The 24,386-nt window shown below is 74.3% G+C and carries 27 protein-coding genes; 15 read left to right on the top strand and 12 right to left on the bottom strand.

Annotated elements, in window-relative coordinates:
- The first annotated feature begins 149 nt into the window (after positions 1-149).
- Together ET471_RS06005 and ET471_RS06000 are read left to right on the top strand one after the other, a co-directional pair.
- Positions 150-503, top strand: coding sequence for a hypothetical protein (locus ET471_RS06005; protein ID WP_129187046.1), 354 nt, complete (start codon positions 150-152; stop codon positions 501-503).
- The gene (locus tag ET471_RS06000; protein WP_129187045.1) at positions 503-1,711 is read left to right on the top strand and encodes a HupE/UreJ family protein; all 1,209 of its coding nucleotides are present in this window, start codon (positions 503-505) and stop codon (positions 1,709-1,711) included. Before ET471_RS06005 ends, ET471_RS06000 begins: the two co-directional genes overlap by 1 nt.
- Positions 1,712-1,724: 13 nt before the next feature.
- On the opposite strand, the gene ET471_RS05995 is transcribed toward ET471_RS06000, so the two are convergent.
- Positions 1,725-2,348: a nucleoside/nucleotide kinase family protein gene (locus tag ET471_RS05995; protein WP_129187044.1), complete on the bottom strand. Its 624-nt coding sequence runs from the start codon at positions 2,346-2,348 to the stop codon at positions 1,725-1,727.
- Between the two features lie 154 nt (positions 2,349-2,502).
- Here ET471_RS05995 and ET471_RS05990 point away from each other — a divergent pair, with 154 nt between their 5' ends.
- Both ET471_RS05990 and ET471_RS05985 read left to right on the top strand, forming a co-directional pair.
- Positions 2,503-3,165, top strand: a complete 663-nt coding sequence (locus ET471_RS05990) for a response regulator transcription factor (RefSeq protein WP_129187043.1) — start codon at positions 2,503-2,505, stop codon at positions 3,163-3,165.
- Positions 3,165-4,409 carry a sensor histidine kinase gene (locus ET471_RS05985; protein WP_129187042.1) on the top strand — a complete coding sequence of 415 codons (1,245 nt, stop codon included), beginning with the start codon at positions 3,165-3,167 and terminating at the stop codon, positions 4,407-4,409. Before ET471_RS05990 ends, ET471_RS05985 begins: the two co-directional genes overlap by 1 nt.
- A gap of 163 nt (positions 4,410-4,572) precedes the next feature.
- Here the strand turns inward: ET471_RS05985 and ET471_RS05980 are convergent, their stop codons facing one another.
- Entirely contained in the window at positions 4,573-5,673 is a 1,101-nt protein-coding gene (locus ET471_RS05980) for a GmrSD restriction endonuclease domain-containing protein (protein ID WP_242496441.1), read from the bottom strand.
- Positions 5,674-5,830: 157 nt separating this feature from the next.
- Between ET471_RS05980 and ET471_RS05975 the strand changes: the two genes are divergently transcribed.
- Positions 5,831-6,286: a hypothetical protein gene (locus tag ET471_RS05975; RefSeq protein WP_129187040.1), complete on the top strand. Its 456-nt coding sequence runs from the start codon at positions 5,831-5,833 to the stop codon at positions 6,284-6,286.
- A gap of 17 nt (positions 6,287-6,303) precedes the next feature.
- On the opposite strand, the gene ET471_RS05970 is transcribed toward ET471_RS05975, so the two are convergent.
- Positions 6,304-6,726 (bottom strand): hypothetical protein, encoded by a 423-nt coding sequence (locus tag ET471_RS05970; protein ID WP_165350419.1) that lies wholly within the window; start codon positions 6,724-6,726, stop codon positions 6,304-6,306.
- Positions 6,727-6,831: 105 nt separating this feature from the next.
- Complete coding sequence (locus tag ET471_RS05965; RefSeq protein WP_129187038.1) at positions 6,832-7,311, bottom strand: heme-degrading domain-containing protein; 480 nt, start codon at positions 7,309-7,311, stop codon at positions 6,832-6,834.
- Between the two features lie 209 nt (positions 7,312-7,520).
- Here ET471_RS05965 and ET471_RS05960 point away from each other — a divergent pair, with 209 nt between their 5' ends.
- Complete coding sequence (locus ET471_RS05960; RefSeq protein ID WP_129187037.1) at positions 7,521-8,027, top strand: hypothetical protein; 507 nt, start codon at positions 7,521-7,523, stop codon at positions 8,025-8,027.
- A gap of 48 nt (positions 8,028-8,075) precedes the next feature.
- On the opposite strand, the gene ET471_RS05955 is transcribed toward ET471_RS05960, so the two are convergent.
- Positions 8,076-10,787, bottom strand: coding sequence for a helix-turn-helix transcriptional regulator (locus ET471_RS05955; protein WP_129187036.1), 2,712 nt, complete (start codon positions 10,785-10,787; stop codon positions 8,076-8,078).
- 58 nt (positions 10,788-10,845) lie between these two features.
- Between ET471_RS05955 and ppnP the strand changes: the two genes are divergently transcribed.
- Both ppnP and ET471_RS05945 read left to right on the top strand, forming a co-directional pair.
- Positions 10,846-11,154 (top strand): pyrimidine/purine nucleoside phosphorylase, encoded by a 309-nt coding sequence (gene ppnP, locus ET471_RS05950; protein WP_129187035.1) that lies wholly within the window; start codon positions 10,846-10,848, stop codon positions 11,152-11,154.
- Positions 11,155-11,194: 40 nt separating this feature from the next.
- Positions 11,195-11,824 carry a hypothetical protein gene (locus ET471_RS05945; protein WP_129187034.1) on the top strand — a complete coding sequence of 210 codons (630 nt, stop codon included), beginning with the start codon at positions 11,195-11,197 and terminating at the stop codon, positions 11,822-11,824.
- Between the two features lie 38 nt (positions 11,825-11,862).
- Here the strand turns inward: ET471_RS05945 and ET471_RS18790 are convergent, their stop codons facing one another.
- Positions 11,863-11,985 carry a hypothetical protein gene (locus tag ET471_RS18790; protein WP_280949909.1) on the bottom strand — a complete coding sequence of 41 codons (123 nt, stop codon included), beginning with the start codon at positions 11,983-11,985 and terminating at the stop codon, positions 11,863-11,865.
- A gap of 209 nt (positions 11,986-12,194) precedes the next feature.
- Between ET471_RS18790 and ET471_RS05940 the strand changes: the two genes are divergently transcribed.
- Positions 12,195-14,018, top strand: a complete 1,824-nt coding sequence (locus ET471_RS05940; protein ID WP_165350550.1) for an AMP-dependent synthetase/ligase — start codon at positions 12,195-12,197, stop codon at positions 14,016-14,018.
- A 22-nt stretch (positions 14,019-14,040) separates the two neighbouring features.
- Complete coding sequence (locus tag ET471_RS17925; RefSeq protein WP_165350418.1) at positions 14,041-14,706, top strand: YgjV family protein; 666 nt, start codon at positions 14,041-14,043, stop codon at positions 14,704-14,706.
- Between the two features lie 405 nt (positions 14,707-15,111).
- Here ET471_RS17925 and ET471_RS05930 read toward each other — a convergent pair whose 3' ends face one another.
- Entirely contained in the window at positions 15,112-15,402 is a 291-nt protein-coding gene (locus ET471_RS05930) for an antibiotic biosynthesis monooxygenase family protein (protein WP_129187031.1), read from the bottom strand.
- 112 nt (positions 15,403-15,514) lie between these two features.
- On the opposite strand from ET471_RS05930, the gene ET471_RS05925 reads away from it, so the two are divergent.
- Positions 15,515-16,414, top strand: coding sequence for an HNH endonuclease (locus tag ET471_RS05925; protein ID WP_129187030.1), 900 nt, complete (start codon positions 15,515-15,517; stop codon positions 16,412-16,414).
- Here ET471_RS05925 and ET471_RS05920 read toward each other — a convergent pair.
- The 4 genes from ET471_RS05920 to ET471_RS05905 all read right to left on the bottom strand — a co-directional run bounded on the left by ET471_RS05920 (position 16,411) and on the right by ET471_RS05905 (position 18,705).
- On the bottom strand, positions 16,411-17,058 hold the full coding sequence (locus tag ET471_RS05920) for an alpha/beta hydrolase (protein WP_129187029.1): 648 nt from the start codon (positions 17,056-17,058) through the stop codon (positions 16,411-16,413). The genes ET471_RS05925 and ET471_RS05920 overlap by 4 nt on opposite strands.
- A 221-nt stretch (positions 17,059-17,279) precedes the next feature.
- Positions 17,280-17,570 carry a HepT-like ribonuclease domain-containing protein gene (locus tag ET471_RS19090; protein ID WP_129187028.1) on the bottom strand — a complete coding sequence of 97 codons (291 nt, stop codon included), beginning with the start codon at positions 17,568-17,570 and terminating at the stop codon, positions 17,280-17,282.
- Complete coding sequence (locus tag ET471_RS05910; RefSeq protein ID WP_207207338.1) at positions 17,506-18,036, bottom strand: nucleotidyltransferase family protein; 531 nt, start codon at positions 18,034-18,036, stop codon at positions 17,506-17,508. Before ET471_RS05910 ends, ET471_RS19090 begins: the two co-directional genes overlap by 65 nt.
- Positions 18,037-18,087: 51 nt before the next feature.
- Positions 18,088-18,705 carry a glyoxalase superfamily protein gene (locus ET471_RS05905; protein ID WP_242496440.1) on the bottom strand — a complete coding sequence of 206 codons (618 nt, stop codon included), beginning with the start codon at positions 18,703-18,705 and terminating at the stop codon, positions 18,088-18,090.
- A gap of 549 nt (positions 18,706-19,254) precedes the next feature.
- On the opposite strand from ET471_RS05905, the gene ET471_RS17920 reads away from it, so the two are divergent.
- The 3 genes from ET471_RS17920 to ET471_RS05895 all read left to right on the top strand — a co-directional run bounded on the left by ET471_RS17920 (position 19,255) and on the right by ET471_RS05895 (position 20,998).
- Positions 19,255-19,407, top strand: a complete 153-nt coding sequence (locus ET471_RS17920; protein WP_165350416.1) for a hypothetical protein — start codon at positions 19,255-19,257, stop codon at positions 19,405-19,407.
- Positions 19,408-19,494: 87 nt separating this feature from the next.
- Complete coding sequence (locus ET471_RS05900) at positions 19,495-20,415, top strand: helix-turn-helix domain-containing protein (RefSeq protein WP_129187027.1); 921 nt, start codon at positions 19,495-19,497, stop codon at positions 20,413-20,415.
- 67 nt (positions 20,416-20,482) lie between these two features.
- Positions 20,483-20,998 (top strand): DUF1697 domain-containing protein, encoded by a 516-nt coding sequence (locus ET471_RS05895; RefSeq protein WP_129187026.1) that lies wholly within the window; start codon positions 20,483-20,485, stop codon positions 20,996-20,998.
- Between the two features lie 33 nt (positions 20,999-21,031).
- On the opposite strand, the gene ET471_RS17915 is transcribed toward ET471_RS05895, so the two are convergent.
- A complete protein-coding gene (locus ET471_RS17915) occupies positions 21,032-21,334 on the bottom strand; it encodes a C40 family peptidase (protein ID WP_165350415.1) in 303 nt (100 codons plus the stop codon).
- Positions 21,335-21,924: 590 nt separating this feature from the next.
- Here ET471_RS17915 and ET471_RS05885 point away from each other — a divergent pair.
- The gene (locus tag ET471_RS05885; protein WP_129187024.1) at positions 21,925-24,216 is read left to right on the top strand and encodes an HAD-IC family P-type ATPase; all 2,292 of its coding nucleotides are present in this window, start codon (positions 21,925-21,927) and stop codon (positions 24,214-24,216) included.
- Positions 24,217-24,386: the final 170 nt, after the last annotated feature.

Here is a 24,386-nt window from a genome sequence, read left to right as displayed (position 1 = left end):
GTATCCCGTCAGAGCTGGACGGGCCTGGGAGACTCCCGAGAACAGGTGGTGGCCAGGTGAACGAACCCGGAACGCGCCGGTAACACTTGCTCTCAGCAGCAGTCCCCGCAGGTCACCGGCGGTTCACGCGGGGCGGGTAGAAACCGGGGATGCCCCGCATCCCCTCGTACGTCGGCCTCGCGCTGGCCGTCGCGCTGACGGTCGCCGCCTGCGCCCCCGCGGTGACGCCCGCCGCCACGCCCGCCCTGCCCGACGGCTCCGAGCGCACGCTCCCGCCGAGCGCCGCGATCCTCGGCGACGGCTTCGCCGCGTCGCTGCCCGCGCCGGGCGGCACCATGACGCCGACGCCGTCGTCGTACGACGACGTGACGCCCCGCGACGGCTACCACGTGGTGCTGCTGCGGCAGGGCTGCGCGTTCTCCGCCGCGAAGGCGCAGGCCGCCGTCCGCGCCGGCGTCGCCGCCGTCCGCGGCGGCCTCACCGGGTTCGTGGTGGAGGTCTGATGCGCGCCCCCGCCCGCCTCGCCGTCGTCGGCGTCCTGGCGCTCGCCGCGCTCGCGCCCGCTGCGACCGCCGACGCCCACGGCTTCAGCTCCACCGTCTACGCCGACGTCACGTCCCCCGCGGACGGCGTCGTGCGCACCGAGCTGAGCCTCGAGTACGACCTGCTCGTCGTGTCTGTCGCCGAGCACGCCCACGAGCCCGCGTTCTACGACGACGGCATCGACCTCGTCGGCACGGGCAAGGAGCTCGGCGCCGTCGAGAAGCACGCTGACGCCGTCGCCCGGTACGCCGGCGAACAGTTCGTCGTCACGGCCGGCGGGCAGGCGTGCCAGGCCGCGCTCACGGATGTGCCGCCGCGCATGGAGCAGCGCGAGGGCGTGCCGTACGCCGTCGTCACGCTCGACCACACGTGCCCCGCGGCGGACGACCACCAGATCGCCTCGTCGCTCTTCGCCGACGACGAGGGCTACGTCACCGGCACCGTCACCGTCGTGCAGTACGACCTCGACGGCCGCTCCGGGAGCGCCGCGCTCAAGCCGGGCACACCGTCCTTCCACACCGGGCAGACCACCTGGCAGCGCTTCGGGGAGTTCTTCCTGCTGGGCGCCGAGCACCTGCTCGGCGGGATCGACCACATCCTGTTCCTGCTCGCGCTCATCGTCGGCTCGCGGCGCCTGCGCGAGGTGGTGCTCGCGGCGACGTCGTTCACGGTCGCGCACTCGGTGACGTTCGTGCTCGCGGCGCTGGGGCTGGTCAAGGCGCCGGCCGCCGTCGTCGAGCCGGTCATCGCGGCGTCCATCGCCGTCGTCGCGGCGTGGCACCTGGTCACCCTGTGGCGGGAGAGCCGCGGGGCCGGGTTCGTGCACGTGGGCGCGCTCGAGCCGGCCCGCACCCCCTGGTACGCGCTCGACCGCGCGGGCCTGCTGCGCCTGGGCGTCGTCTTCGTGTTCGGGCTCGTGCACGGGCTCGGGTTCGCGGGGGCGCTCGGCATCGACGAGGCGTTCTCGTGGCGCCTGCTGTGGTCGCTGCTCGTGTTCAACGTGGGCATCGAGGTGGTGCAGATCGGCATCATCGCCGTCGCCTTCCCGCTGCTGGTGCTGCTGCGCCGCCGCGCCCCGCGGCTCGCGGCCGCCGTCGGCGCGGGTGTCGCCACGCTCGTCGCCGGCATGGGCCTGATCTGGTTCGTGCAGCGCCTCGTCGGCGCCTGAGTCGGCGCCTGAGTCAGCGCCGCAGCACCAGCGCGGGGTGCCGCGGGTCGTCGTAGCGCACGACGACGTCGGCGGCCCGCTCCGGGGCGACCTCCTGCCGGTAGCGGTCGTACGCGGCGAGCTGCCACGCGTCGGCGAGCGGCGTGCCGCGCGTCTCCGCGGGCCGCGTGAGGGCGAGGTGCACGGTCAGGTCGACGTCCAGCCACAGGCCCAGCGCGAGCGACCCCGAGACGACGACCACCTGCCCGGGTGCGGCCTCGACGTACGCGGCCCGCGTCGACCGGTCCGTCACGGGGTCGCGCAGCGAGGGCAGGTACCGCCCGGACTCGACGACGGCGGTGAGCACCTCCCGGTTGAGGGCGCCGGCGTCGACCCAGCCGTCGAGCAGCGCGTCGGCGTCGCGCCGCCCGTGCTCCAGGCGCAGGGAGGCCGGGCGCAGGAAGTCGTCCGTGTGGATGCGCGCCACCGGGCGGCCCGCGGCGCGCAGCGGCTCGACGAGCGCGTCGGCGAGCGCCTCGGGCCGGGTGGCGGGGTGCCCGTCGACCAGCACCCGCACGGGGCCGGGGCCGTGCCGCGACGTCACGCGCTCCACGACGTGGTCCAGCAGGGCCGCGACGGTCACCGGTTCCACGCGCACCGCGCCATGCTGTCACGCGAGGCCACCTGGCGCGGCGCCGCGAGGCCGCCGGACGCGCAGGATCGCACCGCCGAGCGTGCAGACCGCGCCACCAGGGCAATCAGGGCATCACGTCAGTGGTTCCCGGCGACGACCTCCGAAATACCATCGAACGATGGACCAGGAGATCAGGGTCGGCATCGTCGAGGACGAGGCGCTCATGCGCGGGATGCTCGAGCAGACGCTGTCCGCCGAGGAGAACCTGCGCGTCGTGCACTCCGTGCCCGGCGCCACCGAGGCGCGCCTCGTCTTCACGCCGGGCTCCGTCGACGTCGCCCTGCTCGACGTGCACCTCGCGGACGGCAACGGTGTCGCGCTCGGGGTCCAGCTCCAGCGGCAGGACCCCAACCTGGCGGTCATGCTCCTGTCGTCCGAGGACGTCATGGGGCTCTACACGTCCGTGCAGAACGAGGCGCCGAAGGCGTGGTCGTACCTGTCGAAGCGGTCGAGCTTCGCCCGCGACGTGCTCGTGCGGGCCGTCGCCGCGACCGCCCACGGGCAGGTCGTGCTCGACCCCTACCTGGTCCAGCGGTCCGAGCCGCGCGCCGGGTCCGCCGTCGCCGACCTCACGCCCGCCCAGTTCGGCGTGCTGCGCCTCGTCGCGGAGGGCCTGTCCAACCAGGCCGTCGCCGAGCGCCTCGGCATCAACACGCGCTCCGTCGAGTCCCACCTCAAGTCGATCTACCAGCGCCTGGGCATCGACGGCGACGGCTCCAACCGCCGCGTGGCGGCCGTGCTCGCGTTCATCGAGCAGACCGGGCGAGCCTGGCGGACCTGATGGCCCGCCTCCCGCGCGACGGGCGACGACGTCGGCCCACGCTCTACCGCACCGTGAAGGACCTGCCGCTGCACGACCCGACGCGGACCGGGGTGCTGCTCGCGACCATCAACGTGGTCCTCTACTCGCTCATGTCGCTGGCCACGTGGGCCGGCTGGGGCGGCTGGTACATCGCGGCCAACTCGGGCGCCGGCATCCTCGCCGAGGCCCTCGCCGTCACGGTCATCAACCTCACGTACGGCCTGCTCGTGGTGGGCGGGACGTTCCTGCTGCACCCGCGGCGCTGGCCGCCGCGCGTGCGGTACGTGCTCATCGCGGCGGTGTCGCTCGTCGCCTCGTTCCCCCGCACGCTCGCCATGCGCGGCGTCCACTCGACCCCCGCCGACACCACGTACATGCTCACCGAGTGGGTGGCCGGCTTCACCGCCGGGTTCGTCGCCGTGGCCGCGGGCGTGTTCACCGCCGAGCTCGTCAGCCGCGCCCGCGCCGAGGAGGCCCGCCGCCTGCGCGCCGCGCGCAGCGCCGCCCGCGCCGTCGCCGAGCTCCAGTCCGAGGAGATGCGCGTGCGCCGCATGGTCGCCGACCGCCTCCACGGCACCCTCCAGTACCGCATGGTCACCGTCACCGCGGGCCTCGACGGCGTCGCCGCACGCCTCGACGACGGCGCCCCCGCCGCCGAGGCCGCCGCCGACGTGCGCCAGTGGGCCGAACGCCTCGAGGAGATCCGCGAAGAGGAGATCCGCTCGCTGAGCCACGCCGTGTTCCCCGCCGGCATCGAGCTCGGGACCGTGCGCGCCCTCGAGCTCATGCTGCGCCGCCTGCCCCCGCAGATCGAGGCGCACCTCGACATCGGGCCTGCCCTCCAGCGACTCGTCGACGAGGTCGAGAAGCCGATCCCGCCCGCCGAGCGCCTCGTCGCGGTCTACGCCATCGAGGAGGGCATCACCAACGCGCTGCGGCACGGCCGCGCGTCGCGGATCTGGCTCGCCGCCGAGGTGGTCCCCACCGACGACCCCCTCGCCTGGGTGCTCGACGTCACCGTCGACGACGACGGCAGCGGCCTCGCGCAGGCCGAGCCCGAGCTGAGCGGGCTGTCCCGGCACGCGGAGCGTCTCGAGGGGCGCGGCGGGTACCTGACGCTCGGGCCCAGCCCGCGCGGCGGGGCACGCCTGCACTTCCAGCTGCCGTTCACGCGGACGCTGCACGGCGAGGGGGCCGCGGGCGCGCTGGGCTCGCCGGCCTGAGGCCGACGAGCGCCGCCCCTCCGGCAACACGAGGGGGCGCCGCCCTCTGGCAACACGTAGGGCAGGCGCGGTGCCGTGCTGCTCGCGGGCCTGCGCCGTCGCGTCCTCCGTCGACCCGGTCGGCCCGGTCGGCCCGGTCGGCCCGGTCGGGCCGCACGGTGCCCTACTCGCAGGCGACGCCGTCGTCGTCGCCGTCCATCTGCGAGCGGTAGCCCGGGTCGCCGCGGTGCAGCGGGGCCGCGCCCGCGGCGCGCGCGGCGGCGCAGTTCTGGAAGGAGACGTCGCCACCGGCCGGGGCCTCCGGCGCCGCTGCCGGCGCGGGCTCCAAGGCTGCCGGCGGGGGCACCGGGGCGGCCGGCGCCTCCTCGGGCCCGCCCGTGGGCAGCGGCTCGTCCGGGCACGCCGACAGGACGCGCACCATCGCGTCGCGCTCCGCTTCCGTGACCCACAGGCCGTAGGCGTGCTTCACAGCGACCTGCCGCGCGACGTACGCGCAGCGGTACGCCTTGCTCGGCGGCAGCCACGTGGCGGCGTCGCCGTCGCCCTTCTGGGAGTTGAGCGAGCCCTTGACGGCGCGCAGGTTGAGCGGGTCGTTGGCGAGCTGCCGGCGGGTCTCGGGCGTCCACTGCTGGGCACCCTTCTGCCAGGCGTCGGACAGTGCGACGACGTGGTCGATCTGCACGAGCGAGCTCGTCGTCTCGCCGCGCTCGAACGCGACGACCTCACCCGAGTAGGGGTCGTGCAGCGTGCCGGTCTGCACCACGCAGCCGTGCGTCCCCGGGCGGGTCGTGACGTCCACGAGGTCGCGGTGCAGGACGTCGTTGCGGGTGTCGCAGCCGTTGCGGTCGACGTCGGCCCACGCCGGGCCGAACGCGTCACGGCTGTAGCCCGTCTTCGGTGCGCGGCCCTTGACGGCCAGCTCGGCGACGGCCGCCAGCGCCGAGCCCTGCGCAGCGGGCGCGTCCGCCTGCGGGCCTGCCGGCGCGGCGCCCGACCCGTCAGTGGGACCGCCTGCCGGCGCGGCGCCCGACGCGTCCGTAGGCCCGTCTACCGGCGTGCCCGCGGGTTCGTCCTGCTGGGGCTCGGCGGGGACCTGCGACGTCGGGCTCCCTGCGTCGGTGACGGCGAGCGTCGCGGACGCCGACGGGACCGGTGCGGCGTCGTCGTCGGCGTGGGCCGACCCCACGGCGACGACGATGCCGACGACGACAGCGGACAGGACGGCCCACCACGGAGGGCGACGGCGGGATCGTGCGGCGTTCACGGCCCTACTGTGCACGGTGCCGCCGACACGCCCGCATCAGCGAGCGCCCTGGTCAGCGGGGGTGAGACGGGCGAACCCGGGCAACGTGGCACGGGGTGAGCACAACTCGCCGTCTCCGCCCTCCCTACCGTCGCCATCCACGACGAAGGGGTTCCTCATGTCTGTCACTCAGTCCTCGGCGGCCGTACGGCCCGGCATGGACGCCGTGAGCAAGGTGATGGCCGGCATCGGCGCCGGCCTGCTGGCCGGGCTGGTCGGCGGCGTCGTCGCGCGGGTCATGATGCGGTTCGTCGCGCTCGTCATCGGGGAGGTACCGGGGTTCAACCTCGGCGCCACCCTCATGATCTGCGTCGCATTCGGCATCTTCGTCGTCCCCGGGGCGGTCGCCGCGGCGTTCCGCGCCCGGCGCACCACCGTGGCGCTCCTCGTCCTGGGCGCCGGGGCGGTGGCGTTCGCGACCGTCGCGGAGGCCGTGACGGTCCTGGAGGACCGCGTCCTGACGACGGGCCAGGGCGTCACCCTGCTGGTGGTCGCGGTGGGATTCCTGGCGGCGGTCCTCTCCCTGGCGGTGGCCGCCTGGTGGTTCGCCCGCCGCTTCACGACGCCGCGCTGAGCGCCCGGGAGACAGGCTCAGGCCAGCGTGCGCCAGCCCGGGAGGACGCGTTCCAGGGCGATCGGCAGCTCGACCGACTCACCGTCCTTGCCGCCCTCGCCCAGCACCATCGGCGGGCGCGCCGGGGTGGGGTGGACGCCGCGCAGGCGGTCCACCGCCGAGAGCGGGGCGATCAGCGTGTAGAAGCTGCCGTCCGTGGCGAGCGCGGCCGTCCGGTCGAAGCGCAGGTACCAGCCCTTGAGCGGGGTCCGGGCCTCGCCGCGGCCGCCGTAGCCGCGCACGCGCAGCGGCACGGGGTCGGGCCCGTGCGCGGTGACGACCGGCAGGAACTCCGCCAGGAGCCCCTCCGCCTGCGCGTGCACGGCGTCCTGCCGCGCACGCAGCCGCTCCGCCTGCACGCGCGCCGCCTCGGTCCGCTGCGCCACCCAGTCATCGCTCACCCCCGCAGTTTCCCACCCGCCCCGGGGCCGCACCGCTCCCCGAGGTGCCCCCGCGACGCGGCGCGGCGCATCCAGGCCGCGCGACGCATCGCCTCGCGCGGCGGGTCAGGCGCGGAACGCGCGCAGCGCCTCGACGGCGAGCGCGTGGTCGTCCGCCTGGGCGAGCCCCGAGACCGTCACCACGCCCACGATGCCGACGCCCTCGACGCGGACCGGGAACGCGCCGCCGTGCGCCACGTACTCCTGGAACGGCAGGCCGCTCGCCTCGTTGAAGTCCTTGCCCCCGGCCGCGTGGCGGCGGCCCACCAGGTACGACGACGCCCCGAACCGGTAGACGGTGTTGACCTTGCGCTGCACCCACGAGTCGTTGTCCGGCGTCGTGCCGGAGCGGGCGGCGTGGAACACCTGCTGGGTGCCCTTGCGGATGTCGACCGTGACGGGCAGGTCGCGCTCCTCGGCGAGCTCGACGAGCAGGCAGCCGAGCCGCCAGGCGTCGTCGTGGGTGAACGCGGGGAGCACGAGCTCGCGCTCCTCCTCCTCGACGCGGGCGATGACGGCGGCGAGGTCCTGCGTGGTCTCGGTCATGCGCCCAGCGTGGCACGCCGGCGTCGCGGACGGCGGGGGGACCGGAGCGTGGCCGCCGGGCGTCGTGTACGTAACGGCTACGGATCCGCTCCTGAGGTGGCAGGTGGTGGGCTGGGCCCGCCACGCGACGTCCGCCCCGGCGGCTCCCCGAGGAGGTTCCGACGAACGGTTCCGCGACGCAGCAGCGCCACCCCGCACCGGGTGCGCTCGTGTGGCTCGCCGTGCTGACGGGCTGCGCGGACGCGACGCGCCCGACGGCCGACGTCCTCGCCTGGGGCGGCGTCACCTCGGCCGGCCTGTGCGGTGCTCTGGCGGCGCTCGACCTCGACTCCCTCGCGGGCGAGCCGCTGACCCCGCCGTCCGGCGACGACACCGTGCCCGTGTTCCCGTTCGCGTCGGCGTTCGGCCCGACGGGCGGCAGCGTGATCGCGGGCGTCTACACGGGCGGCAGCCGCTGGGCGTTCGAGGACTACCGCACCATGTCCGGCGGCCTGAGCCAGGCGCTGTCGACGGGTGACGGCTCGCTGCGCATCACGCGCGGCGACGCGGGCGTGCTGTGGAACCTCGACACGTGGGTCGCGGGCGTCGGCATCACGCTCTCCGTCCAGACGACGTCGACGACGGTGCACGTCACGCTCCCCCGCGCGGAGCGCGTCCTGGCCGGCCTGATGGGGGCGCTCGGGATCGACCACGGCACCGGCCCCCTCACGATGTAGGGCGGGTCGCCGCCCCCGGCGGCGGGCGACCGGCCGTCCGCGGCGTCGTCAGCCGCGGAGCCCGAGGGCCGCGGGCAGCTCGCGGCGGGACGTGATGCCGAGCTTCGCGTACACGCGCGCCAGGTGCGTGTCCACGGTGCGGACGGACAGGAACAGCGCCGCCGCGATCTCCGCGGAGGTCTGCGCGACGGCCCGCTCGGCCACCTCGCGCTCGCGCGCGGTGAGGGTCGCCGCGCCGTCGTCGGGGGCGGCGCGGCGCAGCAGCGGCGTCGGCGGGGAGCCGACGACGGCCGCGAGCCCCGCGCTGCGGCGTCGGGCGGCGGTGGCCTCGCGGCCCGACAGGACGCGGGAGGCGACCGCGGCGGCCTCGGCCGCGAAGAGCGGCATGCCGAGCTTCTCGAAGCCGTCGCACGCGCGGAGCAGGGCGGCGCCGTCGGCGGCGTCGACGCCGCGGGCGAGCAGGACGCGGGCCGCGAGCAGCAGGTCGTCGTCGGGCGTGCCGGGGCCCGGCGCGAGCCGCTCGAGCGCCGTGGACACCCCGCGCTCCCCCATGCGCACGCGCTCGTGCGCGATGAACGCGGCGTCCCTGACGGCGCCGTCCGCGAGCGCCGCGTCGAGCGCGGCGCTCATGACGGACGACGCCGCGGCGACCCGGCCGGCGGCGTGCGCGCGCCACGCGTCGCCGATGGGGATCTGGTGCCACAGGAACCCGGTCGCGAGCGGGAGCGGGTCGAGCCGCGGGTCGTCCGCGACGCCCGACGCGAGGCCGCGCGAGCCGTAGGCGATGTCCAGGTACGACTCGGCGAGCCGTCCGGCGGCGCTCATCCGGCCGCCCGCCGCGAGCGCCCGGGCGCGGCGCCCCCACGCGGCGGCGTCGTCGAGCCGGCCGGTGACGAGGTCGGCCATGGTGTGCATGAGCGCGGCCCAGGCGCGGGCCTGGACGAGGCTGAGGTCGTCGGCGGCCTGGTAGGCGCGCTCGGCCAGGTCGCGCGACAGGGCCGCGTCCCGCGTCACCCAGGCGTGCGCGCGAGCGTTGTCGACGTCGGCGCGCCAGCTCGGCACCTGCTCGTCGAGCGTGGCGGCGTGCCGGACGAAGACGTCGTCGTCGAGGGCGGCGAGGGCGTCGTCGGGGCGCGCGAGCTGGATGAGGCACTGGGCGCGGGCCGTCGCCATGCGCGACTCGAGCTGGGGCGCGAACCGGGACAGGTGCGCGACGCGTGCCAGCAGGGCCCCGGCCCCGCGCACGTCGCGCTCGTCGAGCACGGCGAGCGCCTCGCCGGGGCGGCCCTGGTAGGAGATGCGGTCGGACTCCAGGATCGCGACGAGGTCGCCGACCAGGGGCGTCCAGGTGGGGTAACGCCTCGCCTGCCGCGCGAGCATGCGCCCTGCCGCGGCCGGGTCGCTGCGTCCCCACGTGAGCACGACGTGCAGCAGCCCGGTGAGCAGCAGCGCGCCGGGGCCGGGCTTGGTGCGGTCGAGCGCGCGCTCGAGCAGGGCCTGCGCCTCCTCGGGGCGGCCACGCTGCATGAGCGCGTCGGCGGCGAGGCCGAGCGCCTCGATGCGCAGGTCGCCGCGGGCCGTGCGCAGCGCCTCGAGCGCGAGGGTCAGCGCCGTGTCGGTGTCGCCGCCCGTCATGGCGAGCTTCGCGGCCCGGAAGAGGGCTGCGGCGGGCATCACCTCGTCGATCTGGGTGGCGAGCAGCGCCAGGCGCACCTCGTCGGGTCGCGCGGAGGAACGCTCGGCGGTGAAGTGCTCGCGCAGCAGCGCGCGGCGCCGCAGCGGGTCGAGGGGCGCCCACACGACCTCGGCGAACAAGGGGTGGGTGAAGGCGACGGATCCCGCTCGCGACGTCGTCCGCCGCGTCGCCCTGGGCGTCAGGGGGACGGGGGCGGCCGGCAGCATCGTCACGATGTCCGCCGTCATCAGCGCCCGCAGCGCCTCGCCCCGCCCCGACGCCTCGAAGCGGGCCAGCGGGGCCGTCTCCGTCGCCGCGAGGAGCTCGGCCGCCTCGCGCGCCGCCGGCCCGAGCGCGACGACGCGGTCGAGCAGCGCCGACCGCAGCGACGGCGGTGTGGCCAGCGTGCCGACGGCGGCCCACCCGTCGTCGGTCGGGGCGATGCCGCCGGAGTCGCGCGAGGCGAGCAGGAGCTGGTGGACGAACAGCGCGTTCCCGGCCGTGGAGCGCCACACGTCGTCGGCGAGCGCCGGCTGGAGCGGCCCGCCGAGGATCTCCGCGCCGAGCCGCGCGGTCTGCTCGCGCGTGAAAGGCCGCAGCGTGAACGTGCGCGCGTAGGGCAGCGCGGCGAGCGGCCGCACCGCCTCGGGCAGGCCCGCGCCGTCGGACCGCGCCCCGCCGTCGGACCGCACCGTCGCGTCGGACCGCACGGTGGCGACGACGACACGGCCGGGCTCGCGCACGAGCCGCTCCACGAGCGCGAGCGAGAGCGGGTCGCACTGGTCGACGTCGTCGACATAGAGGAAGCGCGACACGGTGCGCAGCACCGCGTGGACCATGGCGGGCAGGGCGGGCGCGGGCGCGACGAGGTGGGCGAGCGCACCGCCGGGCACCTCGCGCAGCGCGGCGACGCCCCACGCGCGGTCGGCGTCCAGGCCGTGCGCGCGGGCCTCGGCGGCGAACGCGTCGAGCAGGTAGGACTTGCCGACGCCGGCGGCCCCTGTGAGCAGCACGAGCCGCGCGCCCGAGCGCACCGCCGCGCGCACCGCGACGGCGACGTCCTCCCGCGAGACGGAACCGGCCACGGGCAGATTGTGGCGCCGCCCGGGGCCGCCCGAAAGTCGTCGCGGCTACCCTTCGTCCATGGCCTACGAGAACGTCACCCTCGACCCCACCGCGAACGTCTACTTCGACGGCAGGTGCGTGAGCCACACGTTCTTCCTCGCGGACGGCACCCGGAAGTCCGCGGGCGTCATCCTGCCCTCGGAGCTGACGTTCGGGACGGCGGCGCCCGAGGTCATGGAGCTGCACTCGGGCGCGTGCCGGGTGCGCCTGGCCGGGGCGGACGTTTGGACGTCGTACGCGGGCGGGGACACGTTCTCGGTACCGGGCGACTCGTCGTTCGAGATCGCGGTCGCCGAGGCTGTCTCGTACGTCTGCCACTACGGCTGACGCCTGTCGCATCCTTCGCGGTGCTGTCAGGATTCGCTGTATGGAGCCCGAGTCCGCCGAGTCCTTCTACGCCCGCGTCGCCGCCGCCACCGGTGCGGACGGCCGCCTGCCCGTCGACCCGGACGGCGACCTGGGCTGGGACGTCTTCCCGTTCGAGGCCGGCTCGTTGCGCGTCAAGCCGCTCGGCCCGCTGGCCGACGCCGACCCGCCGCGCCGCGGCGAGGACCCGGCGGAGTGCTGGTGCGCGTCGGCGCCGCCGCTGACGGACGCCACCATCTGGCACAACGAGCGCTGGCGGCTGAGCGTCGCGGAGCCCACGAGCCTGCCCGTCTCGCTCGTCCTGGGGCCGCTCGAGCACCACGACCTGCCGGGGCTGCCCGCGGAGCTGGCCGCCGAGATGGGTCAGCTGGTCGTCTCGGTGAGCGCCGCGATGGAGGCGCTGCCGAGCGTGGGCCGCGCCCAGCTCGGCAAGTTCGGCGACGGTGGGGCGCACCTGCACCTGTTCTTCTTCGGCCGCCCGGCGCGCATGCCGCAGCTCCGCGGCTCGCCGCTGCTCGACTGGTCGGCCTGCCTGCCGGAGCTCCCGGCCGACGTCCACCGGGCGAACGCGGCGTACGTCGCGGGCCGCGTCGCGGTCGACATGGGCGGCACTGCGGTCACGCCGGCCTGACGGCGGCCCTCAGGCGAGGACGATGCCGTAGTCGAGGATCACGCGGCCCAGACGGCGGCGTAGCTGCCGTCCACGAGGTCCGCCTCGGTGTACCGTCGGCCGACGAGGCGCAGCGCGGGAAGTGCCTCGGTGTACGTCCTGACGATCTCGGGGGCGGTCATGCCGAGACCGTAGGCTGGGCCCCGGGAGCCACGTGACGGTGGCGCTGCGTGCGCCGCCCCTCTACCGCCCGGGAACGCTCCCACGCGAGCCGCTGGCCGCCCCCGATCCGCCCCCTGGCCCACTTGGCCGAACCCGCCAAAACGCGCGCGGGACGCTGTACGGATGCGGCGCGCCCCAGGCCCGGTCGCTCTTCCATCCTGGTGACATGCTGAACGAGACGACCGTGCCCCTGCGGCTCACGCTGCCGCCGACGGCCAACATCGACGCGATCCTGCGCGAGCGCCTGACCTCCGAGCCGGAGGCCGCGCTCGCCGAGGTGCAGCGCGCCGACGGCACGTGGGAGTCCGTCACGGTTGCCGATTTCAACAAGCAGGTCGTCGCCGTCGCCAAGGGCCTCGTCGCGATGCGCGTGGACCCGGGCGACGCCGTCGGCATCATGTCGCGCACCCGCTACGAGTGGACGCTGCTCGACTTCGCCGCCTGGGCCGCCGGTGCCGTCCCGGTGCCGATCTACGAGACCTCGTCGGCCGACCAGGTCGAGTGGATCCTCTCGAACTCCGACATCTCGGTGCTCGTGGTCGAGACCGCCGCCAACGCGGCGCTCGTCGCGGGCGTCCGCGACCGCACGCCCATGTGCCGCGAGGTGCTCACGCTCGACGACGACGCGGTCGCCGCGCTCGTCGAGGCCGGCAAGGACGTGCCGGACGAGGAGATCGAGCGCCGCCGCCGTCTGGCCACGACCGACGACCTGGCGACCATCATCTACACCTCGGGCACCACGGGCCGCCCCAAGGGCGTCGAGCTCACGCACGGCAACTTCACCATGACGGCCCTGAACACCGTCGCGGACGTCCGCGAGGTGTTCAACGGCCAGGGCCGCACCCTGCTGTTCCTGCCGCTCGCGCACGTGTTCGCGCGCTTCATCGAGGTCATCGCCGTCGCGGGCGGCTCGGTGCTCGGCCACTGCGCCGACATCAAGGCCCTCGTGCCGAGCCTCAGGGCGTTCAAGCCGACCTACATCCTCGGCGTGCCCCGCATCTTCGAGAAGGTCTACAACGCGGCCGAGCAGTCCGCCGCCGCCGACAAGGCCCGCAGCTACTTCAACTGGGCCGCCCGCGTCGCGATCTCCTACTCGCGCGCCCTGGACACCGAGGCAGGCCCGTCGCTGTGGCTCCGCTTCCAGCGCCTCTTCGCGGACGGCCTGGTCTACGCCAAGCTGCGCGACACCCTGGGCGGCCGGGCCAAGTACGCCGTCTCGGGCGGCGGCCCGCTCGGCGAGCGCCTCGGCCACTTCTACCGCGGCATCGGCCTGAACATCATCGAGGGCTACGGCCTCACCGAGTGCACCGCCCCCACGTCGGTGAACCGTCCCTCGAACACGAAGATCGGCTCCGTCGGCACGCTGCTGCCGGGCGCCTCGGCCCGCATCGCCGACGACGGCGAGATCCTCCTGCGCGGTCCGCACGTCTTCCGCGGCTACCACAAGAACCCCGACGCGACCGCCGAGGCGTTCGTCGACGGCTGGTTCCGCACGGGCGACCTCGGCGCGCTCGACGACGACGGCTTCATCAAGATCACCGGCCGCAAGAAGGAGATCATCGTGACGGCGGGCGGCAAGAACGTCGCCCCCGCCGTCCTCGAGGACCGCGTGCGCTCCCACGCGCTGGTGTCCCAGTGCGTCGTCGTCGGCGACAACCAGCCGTTCATCGGTGCGCTCGTCACCCTCGACCCCGAGGGCCTGGCCGGATGGCTCGTCATGCACGGCAAGCCGCAGATGACGGTCGAGCAGGCCATGTCCGACGCCGACGTGCGCGCGTCGCTCGACGCCGCCGTCGCCCGCGCGAACGAGGCCGTGTCGAAGGCCGAGTCGATCCGCAAGTACGAGCTGCTGAGCGGCGACTTCACGATCGAGAACGGGTACCTGACGCCGTCGATGAAGGTGAAGCGCAGCGAGGTGCTGCGCGACTTCGCCGCCGACGTCGACCGGATCTACGTCCCCGCCGCCGACCGCCAGCCCGCCACCGCGCGCTGACCCTCAGTCAAGGAAACGAATCGTGGACTCCTTCCTCGGAATGCCCCTCGAAGTCGGCATGGACCGCTTCGTCCTCGCGCAGGTGTTCGGCCTGCTGACGCTGCTCTTCAACTTCTGGTCGTACCAGAAGGAGGACCAGCGCCAGTACTTCGGCCTGTTCACCATCGGCAGCGTCTTCTGGCTCGCGATGTACATCGCCATCGGCGCGCAGCTCCCCGTGATGCTCGTCGCGATCTTCTCGACGCTGCGCGGCATCGTCTTCTACTGGGCGCTCGGCCAGGACACTCCGTTCGCGCGCATGCTCGCCCGCCGCACGCTCTACACGACCATGGCGATCGCGTTCACCGCGTCCGTCGCCGTGATCCCGAGCATGCGCCCGGAGACCATCCCGCTCCAGGTCTTCCTGGCGATCTCGGTGCTGTTCTTCGTCGTCGGCCAGTACATGCCCGGCGTGTACCTGGTGCGCATCTTCGCGGTCGTCTACGCGCTCGCCGTGCTGCTCCTCAACACGCCGCTCGACACGTTCAACCCGATGGGCATCATCATCGAGCTGAACAACATGGCCGCCGTCGCGGTGTTCTTCTTCTTCTTCGCCCGACGCCGCCGCGAGAGCCGCCGCCTGGCCGCGATCCCGCCCAAGGCGCTGTCGCTCGGCACGCCCGCGCCGGGGGCGCCGGCGCTCGTCTGACGCCTGACGGGAGCGTGTGCCCGGCCGCCCGGAAGAGCTCGTACCGCTCCGGGCGGCCGAGCGTCACGTCCGACCCGTCCGGGGCGCCTTCGCCAGGCGCCAAGAGCGCCGACGGCTGACCCCGGTTCTCTCGGCCCAGATACGCTCGTGGTCAGGGACTTCCGCAACGCAGCGAGGAGAAGACGATGACCATGATGCGTCCCCCGATGGCAGCACCGCCGCCACCGCCCGACTTGACTGGTGGGTTCGGGAAGAAGGGTAAATGGCGGACGACGGTTGTCGGGAAGGTACTGAGGACGAGTTTCTGGGTCCTGGCATTCGCGTTCCTGGGCTACGTGGTAGCCATGTCTGCGCTGTCCATGACCCGCTGAGCATGCGAAGACCGACGGTGTTCGGTGGCGTGGCTCAGACGACGTCGGCGAAGTGCTCGACGACGGGGAACGGGTCGTAGAACCGGTGCAGGAGCTCCCGCCAGCGCGGGTAGCGGTCGCTCCCCCGGAACCCGACCGTGTGCGCCTCCACCGACGCCCACTCCACGAGCAGCAGGTACGACGACGGCGACTCGAGCGAGCGGGACAGCGACAGCCTCAGGAAGCCGTCGGTGGCCTCGACGAGCGGGCGCGCCTGGGCGAAGGCGGCCTCGAACTCGGCCTCGCGCCCGGGGACGACGGGGAGGATGGCGTGCTCGCGGATCACGGGGAGGAGCCTACGGGCTCGGACCACGGCGGCCCTCGATGACGCGAGGCGAAGGGCGGCACGAGCAGCGCCGATGTGGCGGGACGGCACCGCGGCGTGGTGAGCTTCTGCCGTGGACACGGCGCTCGAGGCGGAACTGCGCAAGCGCATCATCGCGTGGGTGCGCGAGCGCGCCGAGGCCAACGGTGGGTTCCTGCACCGCGCGGAGCTGCTCCGGTTCGAGGTCGGCGGCGATCCGCTCCCGATCATCGACTACAGCCGAGGGATCCGTAACCCCGCGTCGTTCTCGTCGACACTCTCGATCGTCAGCACGGCGGACGGACCGTACGACGACGCCGAGTCCGACGACGGGCTGCTTCACTACGCCTACCGCAAGGGCGACCCGTGGAGCGGCGACAACACGAAGCTGCGCAACGCCATGGCGACCGGTATGCCCCTGATCCTCTTCCGCAAGGAGGTGAAGAACATCTACACGCCGGTCATGCCCGTCTATGTCGTCGACGACTATCCCGAGGAGCGCACCTTCGTCATCGCGCTCGACGAGTCGTTCACTTTCATGAAGGACGTGCGGGAGATGGCGCCCGCGCAGCGGGAGTACGCGCTCCGGCTCGCCAAGCAGCGACTCCATCAGCCCGCGTTCCGCACCCGGGTGATGGTCGCGTACGAGACGCAGTGCGCGGTCTGCCAGCTGAAGCACGGCGCCCTGCTCGATGCCGCACACATCGTCCCCGACGGGCACGAGATGGGATCGCCCACGGTGTCGAACGGCCTCGCCCTGTGCAAGATCCACCACGCGGCGTACGACCAGAACATGCTGGGCGTCACGCCCGACTACGAGGTCCGCATCGCGGTCGACCTTCTGAACGAGATCGACGGACCCATGCTCAGGCACGGGCTCCAGGAGATGCACGGGCGGACCCTGCACCTGCCCCGGAGGGTGTCCGACCGACCCGATCCGGGGCACCTGGCGTGGCGGTTCGCCGCGTTCATGAGCAACCTCCCGTCGCGCTAGAACATCCAGCCGTCCAGCAGCTGCCCGAAGTCCGGGTGGTCTTGCGGGCGGTGCCCGTGCCCTGGCATCTGCGCGTGCCGCGCGCCGCGCCACGCGAGCGCGGCGGCGATGGCCTCGTACTCCTCGTTCCAGGCGCCCGTGACGACGACGGTCGGCGTCCCGTCGATGTCCGACGCCGCCAGCCCGTGACCCCACGGCGGCTCGACGGCGGCGATGTGCTCGGCCGTCGCACGTTCGGCGGGCCACTGGTCGACGTCGAACGGGCCGCCGAACATCAGCGGGCGCACGATCGTCCAGAAGCCGAGGAGGTCTCCTTGCGCGGCGCGCTCGCGGGCCGTCGACATCGTGGCGATGTGCGCCTCGACGGGCGCCGCCCCGCGGGCGACGTCGTACAGGGCGGGTTCGAGCAGCACGAGGGCATGGGGCATCGCGGCACCAGCCTTGACGGCGAGCAGCACCGGGACGGCCCCGGCCGAGTGGGCCACGACCGTGCACCCCTGCGACGGCACCGCGGCCGCGACGACGTCGACCTTCTCCTCCATCGTGGACACCGTCGTCAGGTCGAGGAAGACGGCGTCGTCGTCGGACTGGCGAGGCCAGGCCTCGCGGCCGGAACGGCCGGCACCGTGCACGAACACCCTCATGAGGTAGGGATACACGTGTCCTGCGATGCCGCTCAAGCCAAGACCGGGCGCTGCCTCGCCGTGCCTGCGAGCCTGGACGCACGAGCGAGCTCCCGCCCAACCCGCACGACCACCCGCGACGTCTGGTCCGTGCCGCCGTCGAGCGCATCGGGCACGACGACGTCGTGCGGTGGTGCGAGGAGCTGCTCGCAGGCCACGCGACCGCCGACGACGGCCGCCGCTCACCGGACGGACCGCAGCGCCTCCTCGAACGCATCGAGGTCAGCCCCGAGAGTCGCGGCGATGATCGCAGGATCGACCGACACATAGGTGTGGGCGATGTGGTTCCGTGTCGCCCAGATCGCAGGCCACGCACCACCGAACAGCAGCTCGCGGGTGCGACATGGGATCGCAGCCGACCGATGTGCTCGAGTGCGGTCTGCGCGGCCCGGCGGTCGCGCGCGCTGCTCACAACGGCACCGCTTCAACCGTTGCGGCAACCTCTGGGCGGAGCGACCCAGCGGGCACGACATCGACCTTCCTTCCGAGGATCCGCTCCAGCTCGACCTCGAGGGCGCCCAGGGCGAAGAGGCCGACGCCCGGGTTCAGGTCGACCAACAGGTCGACATCGGACCCCGGGCCGTCGTCGCCCCTGGCGACCGACCCGAACAGCCGCACGTTCCGGGCTCCGTGGTGCATGGCGGCCTGCACGATCTCGTCCCGCTTGTCGCGGAGGACCACGGAAAGGAGGCGGTCAGCCGCGGGATCCCCAGCGAGCGGCGAACCGACAGGTTCTTCGCGGAGCAGCCTGGCCACCTCGGGCTGACTCCGGCCGAGAGCCTTGCCGATCCTGCGCTGGGTCCAGCCGAGGGACTGCGCCTGCCGCACTGCGAGCGTCAGTGACCGGCTCGCCTCACGTCGCAGCTCGTCGGCGCGACGAGCGGTCGCGGCGAGATGCTCGGCCATCGCACGCTCGACAGGCGACTCCTGATCGTCCACGGGACACCTCCTTGATAGGAGATCCTATCAAGGAGGTGTCCCGTGCCACCGTCAGGCGGTCCGCGTCGGCTGCGCGAAGCGCAGCACGTTCTGGTTGGGGTCGACCACCGTCATCGTCGGGCCGCCCGGCGCTTCCTCGTCGACGCCGGGGCGCATGTGCTGGTAGCCCGTGGCGAGCAGCTCGCGCTGGAGGCCGCGGACGTCCGCGACCGGGATCCACACCACGCTGCCCGGGGTCCCGTCGCCGTGGTGCTCGGACAGGTCCAGGCGCGTGCCGTCGCGCTCGACGCGCAGGTAGAGCGGCAGGCCGGGCTCGAAGCGGTGCTCGAGCACGACGCGGAACCGCAGGAAGCCGACGTAGAGCTCGCGCGTGCGCTCCACGTCGGACATGCGCAGCACGGGCACCGGGGCACCGAGACCCGCGGGCTCCGACATCGCAGCGGCCGTGTTCCAGTCCTTGTAGCCCCGCTGGTGCGCGACGAGCTCCAGCGCCCGTGAGTGCGTGATCCCGAGCTCGGTGCGCAGCACGCGTGCGGCGCGCTTGAGGTCTTCCGTCGTCATCGACATGGCGTCCACCGTTCCGGTGCCGTGGTCCCCGGTGCCCGCGTTGCCGGCGTCGGCACCATGGGGCGGTGAGGACGGGGCGACGTACGACGGCGTGTTCACCATGCCGGGATCGGCGCGGGCGGCGGGCCACGTCGAGCCCTGGGGCGAGCGTAGCCGCGGGAGCCCCCGCCGGCGAGAGCGTCGTTCACGTCCAGCATCGTGCGCAGCCCGGATGCTCGGCGAACGGCGCGGTCCGTCCACAGCCTGTGCGCAAACGGTCTTGGTCAGACGACGGGGCCGCCCGGAACGGTCGCGACGCGAGGGACCCGGGGGCGACGTCGTCGCGGCGGGGACACGGCACGGACGGCCCGCGAGCCCTGGCGGGGGCTGGGCGTCGGCGGCGCTCGCGCGCATCGCGGTCGTTCGACCTCGGGTCGCGACGAGCGGCTCGCCCGTCGTCTGCGTGGTCGAGGGTACGGGCCGGCACCGACGGTCATCCAGGTGTTTCTCGGCAACTCGTGCCGAGCTGGCGGAACCTGCTCTCTGGATGGTTCAGGTGCTGCTGGAACAGGTGCGGCTGATCTGCTGTCATCCCCAGGGTGGAGCCCGCCGCCGGCACGTTCATCCACAGGGCCGACGACGTCGTCGGCGCCGGTCCGTAGCGTCGAGGACATGACAACGCACCTGCACCGGCTCAGCCCCCGCGAGGTCGCGAGCCTGACCACCACCACCCGTCCCCACACCGAGTCGGTCGCCGCCGGCGTGCTGGCCGCAGCGTCGGGTCTCGCCGTCGTCGCCGCCGGGCTCGCCGCGCTGCTGCGCTGAGCGCGCCCCGCGGCGAGCACCGGGCGAGCACGCCGAGCGCGCAAGCGCGATCAAGCGCGCCCGCGCCGCGGGCGCGACGATCGAGGCATGACCGCGACCGACACGTTCTCGCAGTTCGTCGACCACCTCGTCGAGGTGATGGACGACGGCGAGCACCTGTCGGGGGACGGGTGGGCGCGCAGGCTCCACTTCTCCCGGTTCCACCTCGACCGGATGATCCGCGGTGTCGCGGGCGAACCGCCCGCGACGCTGCGCCGCCGGGTGCTGCTCGAGAGGGCGGCGTTCCGGATGCTCACGACGACGGCGCCGCTCATCGACGTCGCCGTCGAGGCCGGGTACTCCTCGCACGAGGCGTTCACCCGGGCGTTCGCGCGGGCCTACGGCACGCCGCCCGCGGCGTGGCGGCGCGACCCGGGCCAGATCCGCATCGAGGCGCCGAGCGGCGTCCACTTCCATCCGCCGGGCGGCCTGCGCCTGCCGGCGAGGACAGACAAGAGGGTGACGGCGATGGACCTCCTGACCGCGATGGTGGAGCACCACGTCTGGCTGACCGGCGAGCTGATCAGCCATGCGGGGCAGCTCACCGAGGACCAGCTCGACCAGAAGATCGTGCTCGACGTCGACGAGGACGAGCAGACCGTGCGCAGCCTGCTGTCCCGGCTCGTCGGGCAGATGGGCATGTGGAACGCGGCGATGGCGTCGCGCGACTACGACTGGTCGGTCGAGGAGCACGAGCCGCTGCTCGCGGCGCGCGACCGGCTGGCCGTCGAGGGGCCGACGTTCCTGGCGCACGTGCGCGACGTCGTCGAGCGCGGCGCCCTCGACGAGACGTTCGTCGACGCCCTGTGCGACCCGCCCGAGCTGTTCACGTACGGCGGGATGATCGCCCACGTGCTGACGTTCGCGGCCCACCGCCGCACGCTGGTCGCGCTCGCGCTGGCGACGCACGGCGTCGAGGGCGTCGGCTGGGGCGACCCGATGCGGTACGTGGGCGAGGCGCTCGCGTGACGGGCGCCGGCCGGACGGGCGGGCGTCCAGGGCTGTCCGCCGCCCGGGCCTGGGGAGGGAGGCTCCTGTGAGCGTCTACGTCGTCCTGCTGCGGGCCGTGAACGTCGGCGGCACCGGGAAGCTGCCCATGGCCGACCTGCGGCGGCTCGCCGAGGACGCCGGCTTCACCGGCGTCGAGACGTACATCGCGTCCGGGAACCTGGTCGTCGAGTCCGACGACGGCGAGGCCGCCGTCGGGCGGGCGCTCGAGGAGGCGCTGGAGGCGTACGCCGGCAAGCCCGTCGGGGTGCTCGTGCGCACGCCCGACGAGGTGCGGCGCGTGCTGGAGGCCAACCCGTTCCCGGACGCGGCCGGCAACCGGATGGCCGTGGTGTTCCTGCCTGGGGCGCCGCCGCCGGACGTGCTCGACACCGTCCGCCGGGCCGACGACGGCGAGGAGGTGCGGCCCGGCGAGCGGGCGCTCTACGTCCACTACCCGAACGGGATGGGCCGCTCGAAGCTCGTCGTGCCGGCAGCGGCGAAGGGGACCGCGCGCAACCTCAACACGGTCGCGCGGCTCGTGGAGCTGTGCGACCGGCGCTGAGGCGCGGGTCCGGGAAGGCGGAGGGCCGGAAGGTCAGACGACCCGCAGGAACATCGGGTTGGACTGCCAGATGTTCGCGGTGCGGACCCGCCAGCCACCGGGGCGGGTGGCCTCGATCTGGCGGCCGCCGCCCAGGTAGATGGACACGTGGCCGGGCGACCAGATGATGTCGCCGGGGCGCGCCTCCGAGCGCGAGATGCGCACGGTGCGGGCGGAGTCGCGGATGCGCGTCGACTGGTGCGGCAGGCTCACGCCGAGGTGGCGGAAGACGTGCACGACCAGGCCCGAGCAGTCGAGGCCGACCGCCGGGTTCGAGCTGCCGAAGACGTACGGCACGCCCAGGTATCGCTGCGCGATCTCGGCCGCGGCACCCCAGGTGCCGGACGGGGAGGCAGGGCGGTCGGCGGTGCGGGACGCGGCCGGGGCGGCGGCTCGCGCGGTCGCCGGACGGGGCGCGGGGGCGGGGGCAGCGGGGCGGGCGTCACCTGGATCGCGACGACGCCGTCCTCCGTCTTCCGCTCGACGTCGACGACCGCGTCGGCGGACACGACGACGGCCGGGGCGACCTCGAGCGCGGCGCGCGCCTGGTCGGCGAGCTTCTCCACGTAGGCGTGCGCGTCGGCGCCGTCGACGGCGGGGGCAGCGGGTCGGCGGCGGCCGGCGCGATCGCCGACATCGCGATACCACCGGCGGTGGCGACGACGACGGCGCTGCGGCTGGCGCCCTTGGCGTCGACGGCGACGGTGCGGATGGCACCGGTCAGGGTCGACAGCGTGGTGCGCTCTGCCCGGTGACGGGCGCAGGGTCGGGAAGTCACAGGCAACGACCGTACGGATCGCACGCGGGGCCGTCGACGCGCTGGCGTGACGAGATCGTTATCAAGTCGACCATCGACCGGTGATACCCCCTAGGGGTATAGTCGACGCATGGTGAACACCAGGCACGACCACACGGACCAGCGCGCTCGGACCCCCCATGAGAACCACGAGGGTGTCGAGCACGGTGTTCACGCAGGTCACGGCGCCGCGACGGCGACCGGCCACGGAGACCACGGAGGCTCCGCCGCCGGACGCACCGACCATCCGAGCCACGACCACGGTGACCACGAGGCGCACGACGCGCACACGGGTCACGACATGCACGCCGGCCCTGAGGGGCACACGGGCCACGCCGGCCACCACGCCCTCCTCTACCGCCGCCTCTTCTGGATCGCCCTCGCCCTCGCGGTCCCGACGGTCCTGCTGAGCCACATGTTCGCGACCCTGCTCGGCTACGGGCTGCCGATGTGGCCGTGGCTCGGCTGGGTCTCCCCCGTGCTCGGCACGGTCGTCTACGCCTGGGGCGGCCGCCCGTTCCTCACCGGGGCCGTGGGCGAGGTCCGCTCCCGCCGCCCCGGGATGATGCTGCTCGTCGCGATGGCGATCACGGTCGCGTTCGTCGCGTCGTGGGGCGCGACGCTCGGCCTGCTCGACGGCGACCTCGACTTCTGGTGGGAGCTCGCGCTCCTCGTCGCGATCATGCTGCTGGGCCACTGGCTCGAGATGCGCTCGCTCGCGCAGACGTCGTCGGCGCTCGACTCGCTCGCCGCGCTGCTGCCCGACGAGGCCGAGAAGGTCACGCCCGACGGCACGGTCACGGTGCCCCCGGCCGCGCTCGTGGTCGGCGACGTCGTCGTCGTGCGGCCCGGCGGGCGCGTCCCCGCCGACGGCGACGTGGTCGCGGGGGCGGCCGACGTCGACGAGTCGATGATCACCGGCGAGTCGCGGCCGGTCGCCCGGGGCGTCGACGACCGCGTCGTCGCCGGGACCGTCGCCACCGACGATGCGCTGCGTGTGCGCGTCACCGCCGTCGGGGAGCAGACGGCGCTGGCCGGCATCCGGCGGCTCGTCGCCGACGCGCAGTCGTCGACGACGCGCGCGCAGCTCCTCGCCGACCGCGCGGCCGCGCTGCTGTTCTGGTTCGCCGTCGGGGCGGCCGTCGTCACAGCCGTCGCGTGGACCGTCCTGGGGACGCCGTCCGACGCCGTGATCCGCGCGATCACGGTGCTCGTCATCGCGTGCCCCCACGCGCTCGGCCTGGCGATCCCGCTCGTCGTGTCGATCTCGACCGAGCGCGCCGCCCGCGCGGGCGTGCTGGTCAAGGATCGCGCGGCGCTCGAGCGCATGCGCTCCGTCGACGCCGTCCTGTTCGACAAGACCGGCACGCTCACGGCCGGTCGGCCCGTGGTGCACGACGTCGTCGCCGCCCCGCTGGTGAAGCCCGCGCCACGGGACCCGCGGGGCGGTCCCGACGACCCCGGCCACCGCGGCCCCGCCGCGGACCGGGTGCCCGCCCTCGCCGCGGACCGGGTGCTCGCGCTCGCCGCGTCCGCCGAGGCGGACTCGCAGCACCCGCTCGCCACGGCGGTCGTCGAGGCGGCGCGCGCGAGGGGCCTCGCCGTCCCGACGGCTTCCGGGTTCTCGTCGTCGACGGCCGTGGGCGTCCGCGCCGACGTCGACGGGCAGGAGGTCGCCGTCGGCGGCCCGAACCTGCTCGCCGATCGCGGGCTGGACCCGCTCGGGGAGACCGCGACGTGGTCGGAACGCGGCGCGATCGTGCTGCACGTGCTGGTCGACGGCGTCGTCGTCGGGGCGCTCGCCCTGGCCGACGAGGTGCGCCCGCAGGCACGCGCCGCCGCCGACGCGCTGCACCGCCGAGGCGTCCGCACGGTGATGATCACGGGCGACGCCGAGCCCGTCGCGCGCGCCGTCGCCGCCGAGCTAGGCATCGACCAGGTGTTCGCGGGCGTGCGGCCGGAGCACAAGGCGGCCCGCGTCGTCGAGCTGCAGCGAGCGGGTCGCACGGTCGCCATGGTGGGCGACGGCGTGAACGACGCGCCCGCGCTCGCGCAGGCCGACGTCGGCATCGCGATCGGCGCGGGCACGGACGTGGCGATCGCGTCGGCGGGGGTGATCCTCGCGTCCGACGACCCGCGGTCGGTGCTGTCGGTCATCGAGCTGTCGCGGGCCGGGTACCGCACGATGCGGCAGAACCTGTGGTGGGCCGCGGGCTACAACCTCGCCGCGGTGCCGCTCGCCGCGGGCGTGCTCGCGGGCGTCGGGTTCGTCCTGCCCATGGAGGTCGGGGCGCTGCTCATGTCGGTGTCCACCATCGTGGTCGCGGCGAACGCGCAGCTCCTGCGCCGCCTGGACCTGCGCCCCGGGGCGGTCACGGGCTGAGGCGGCCCGCGCCTGGGAGCACCCTGCGCGCTCCCTGACCATCAACTGTTGCTCCAGCAAACAATTGGTGCCAGACGAGGGAACTCTCGGCAAACTCCCCGGAGGCGCCGCTCGGCGGCCGTAGGTTCACCCAGGCGCAGCCACCGGGGCCGCCGCGACGGGAGGACGGG

Origin of the sequence: Xylanimonas protaetiae, from assembly GCF_004135385.1 — a bacterium.
GTDB classification, from domain to species: Bacteria; Actinomycetota; Actinomycetes; order Actinomycetales; family Cellulomonadaceae; genus Xylanimonas; species Xylanimonas protaetiae.
This window is presented reverse-complemented; position numbering and strand designations above follow the sequence as displayed.

Bases quoted from the DNA above. Each gene is read 5' to 3' on its own strand.
- ET471_RS06005 (WP_129187046.1), top strand. From the start codon at position 150: ATGCCCCGCATCCCCTCGTACGTCGGCCTCGCGCTGGCCGTCGCGCTG.
- ET471_RS06000 (WP_129187045.1), top strand. From the start codon at position 503: ATGCGCGCCCCCGCCCGCCTCGCCGTCGTCGGCGTCCTGGCGCTCGCC.
- ET471_RS05990 (WP_129187043.1), top strand. From the start codon at position 2,503: ATGGACCAGGAGATCAGGGTCGGCATCGTCGAGGACGAGGCGCTCATG.
- ET471_RS05985 (WP_129187042.1), top strand. From the start codon at position 3,165: ATGGCCCGCCTCCCGCGCGACGGGCGACGACGTCGGCCCACGCTCTAC.
- ET471_RS05975 (WP_129187040.1), top strand. From the start codon at position 5,831: ATGTCTGTCACTCAGTCCTCGGCGGCCGTACGGCCCGGCATGGACGCC.
- ET471_RS05965 (WP_129187038.1), bottom strand. From the start codon at position 7,311: ATGACCGAGACCACGCAGGACCTCGCCGCCGTCATCGCCCGCGTCGAG.
- ppnP (WP_129187035.1), top strand. From the start codon at position 10,846: ATGGCCTACGAGAACGTCACCCTCGACCCCACCGCGAACGTCTACTTC.
- ET471_RS05945 (WP_129187034.1), top strand. From the start codon at position 11,195: ATGGAGCCCGAGTCCGCCGAGTCCTTCTACGCCCGCGTCGCCGCCGCC.
- ET471_RS18790 (WP_280949909.1), bottom strand. From the start codon at position 11,985: ATGACCGCCCCCGAGATCGTCAGGACGTACACCGAGGCACTTCCCGCG.
- ET471_RS05920 (WP_129187029.1), bottom strand. From the start codon at position 17,058: ATGAGGGTGTTCGTGCACGGTGCCGGCCGTTCCGGCCGCGAGGCCTGG.
- ET471_RS19090 (WP_129187028.1), bottom strand. From the start codon at position 17,570: ATGTCGTGCCCGCTGGGTCGCTCCGCCCAGAGGTTGCCGCAACGGTTG.
- ET471_RS05905 (WP_242496440.1), bottom strand. From the start codon at position 18,705: ATGGTGAACACGCCGTCGTACGTCGCCCCGTCCTCACCGCCCCATGGT.
- ET471_RS17920 (WP_165350416.1), top strand. From the start codon at position 19,255: ATGACAACGCACCTGCACCGGCTCAGCCCCCGCGAGGTCGCGAGCCTG.
- ET471_RS05900 (WP_129187027.1), top strand. From the start codon at position 19,495: ATGACCGCGACCGACACGTTCTCGCAGTTCGTCGACCACCTCGTCGAG.
- ET471_RS05885 (WP_129187024.1), top strand. From the start codon at position 21,925: ATGGTGAACACCAGGCACGACCACACGGACCAGCGCGCTCGGACCCCC.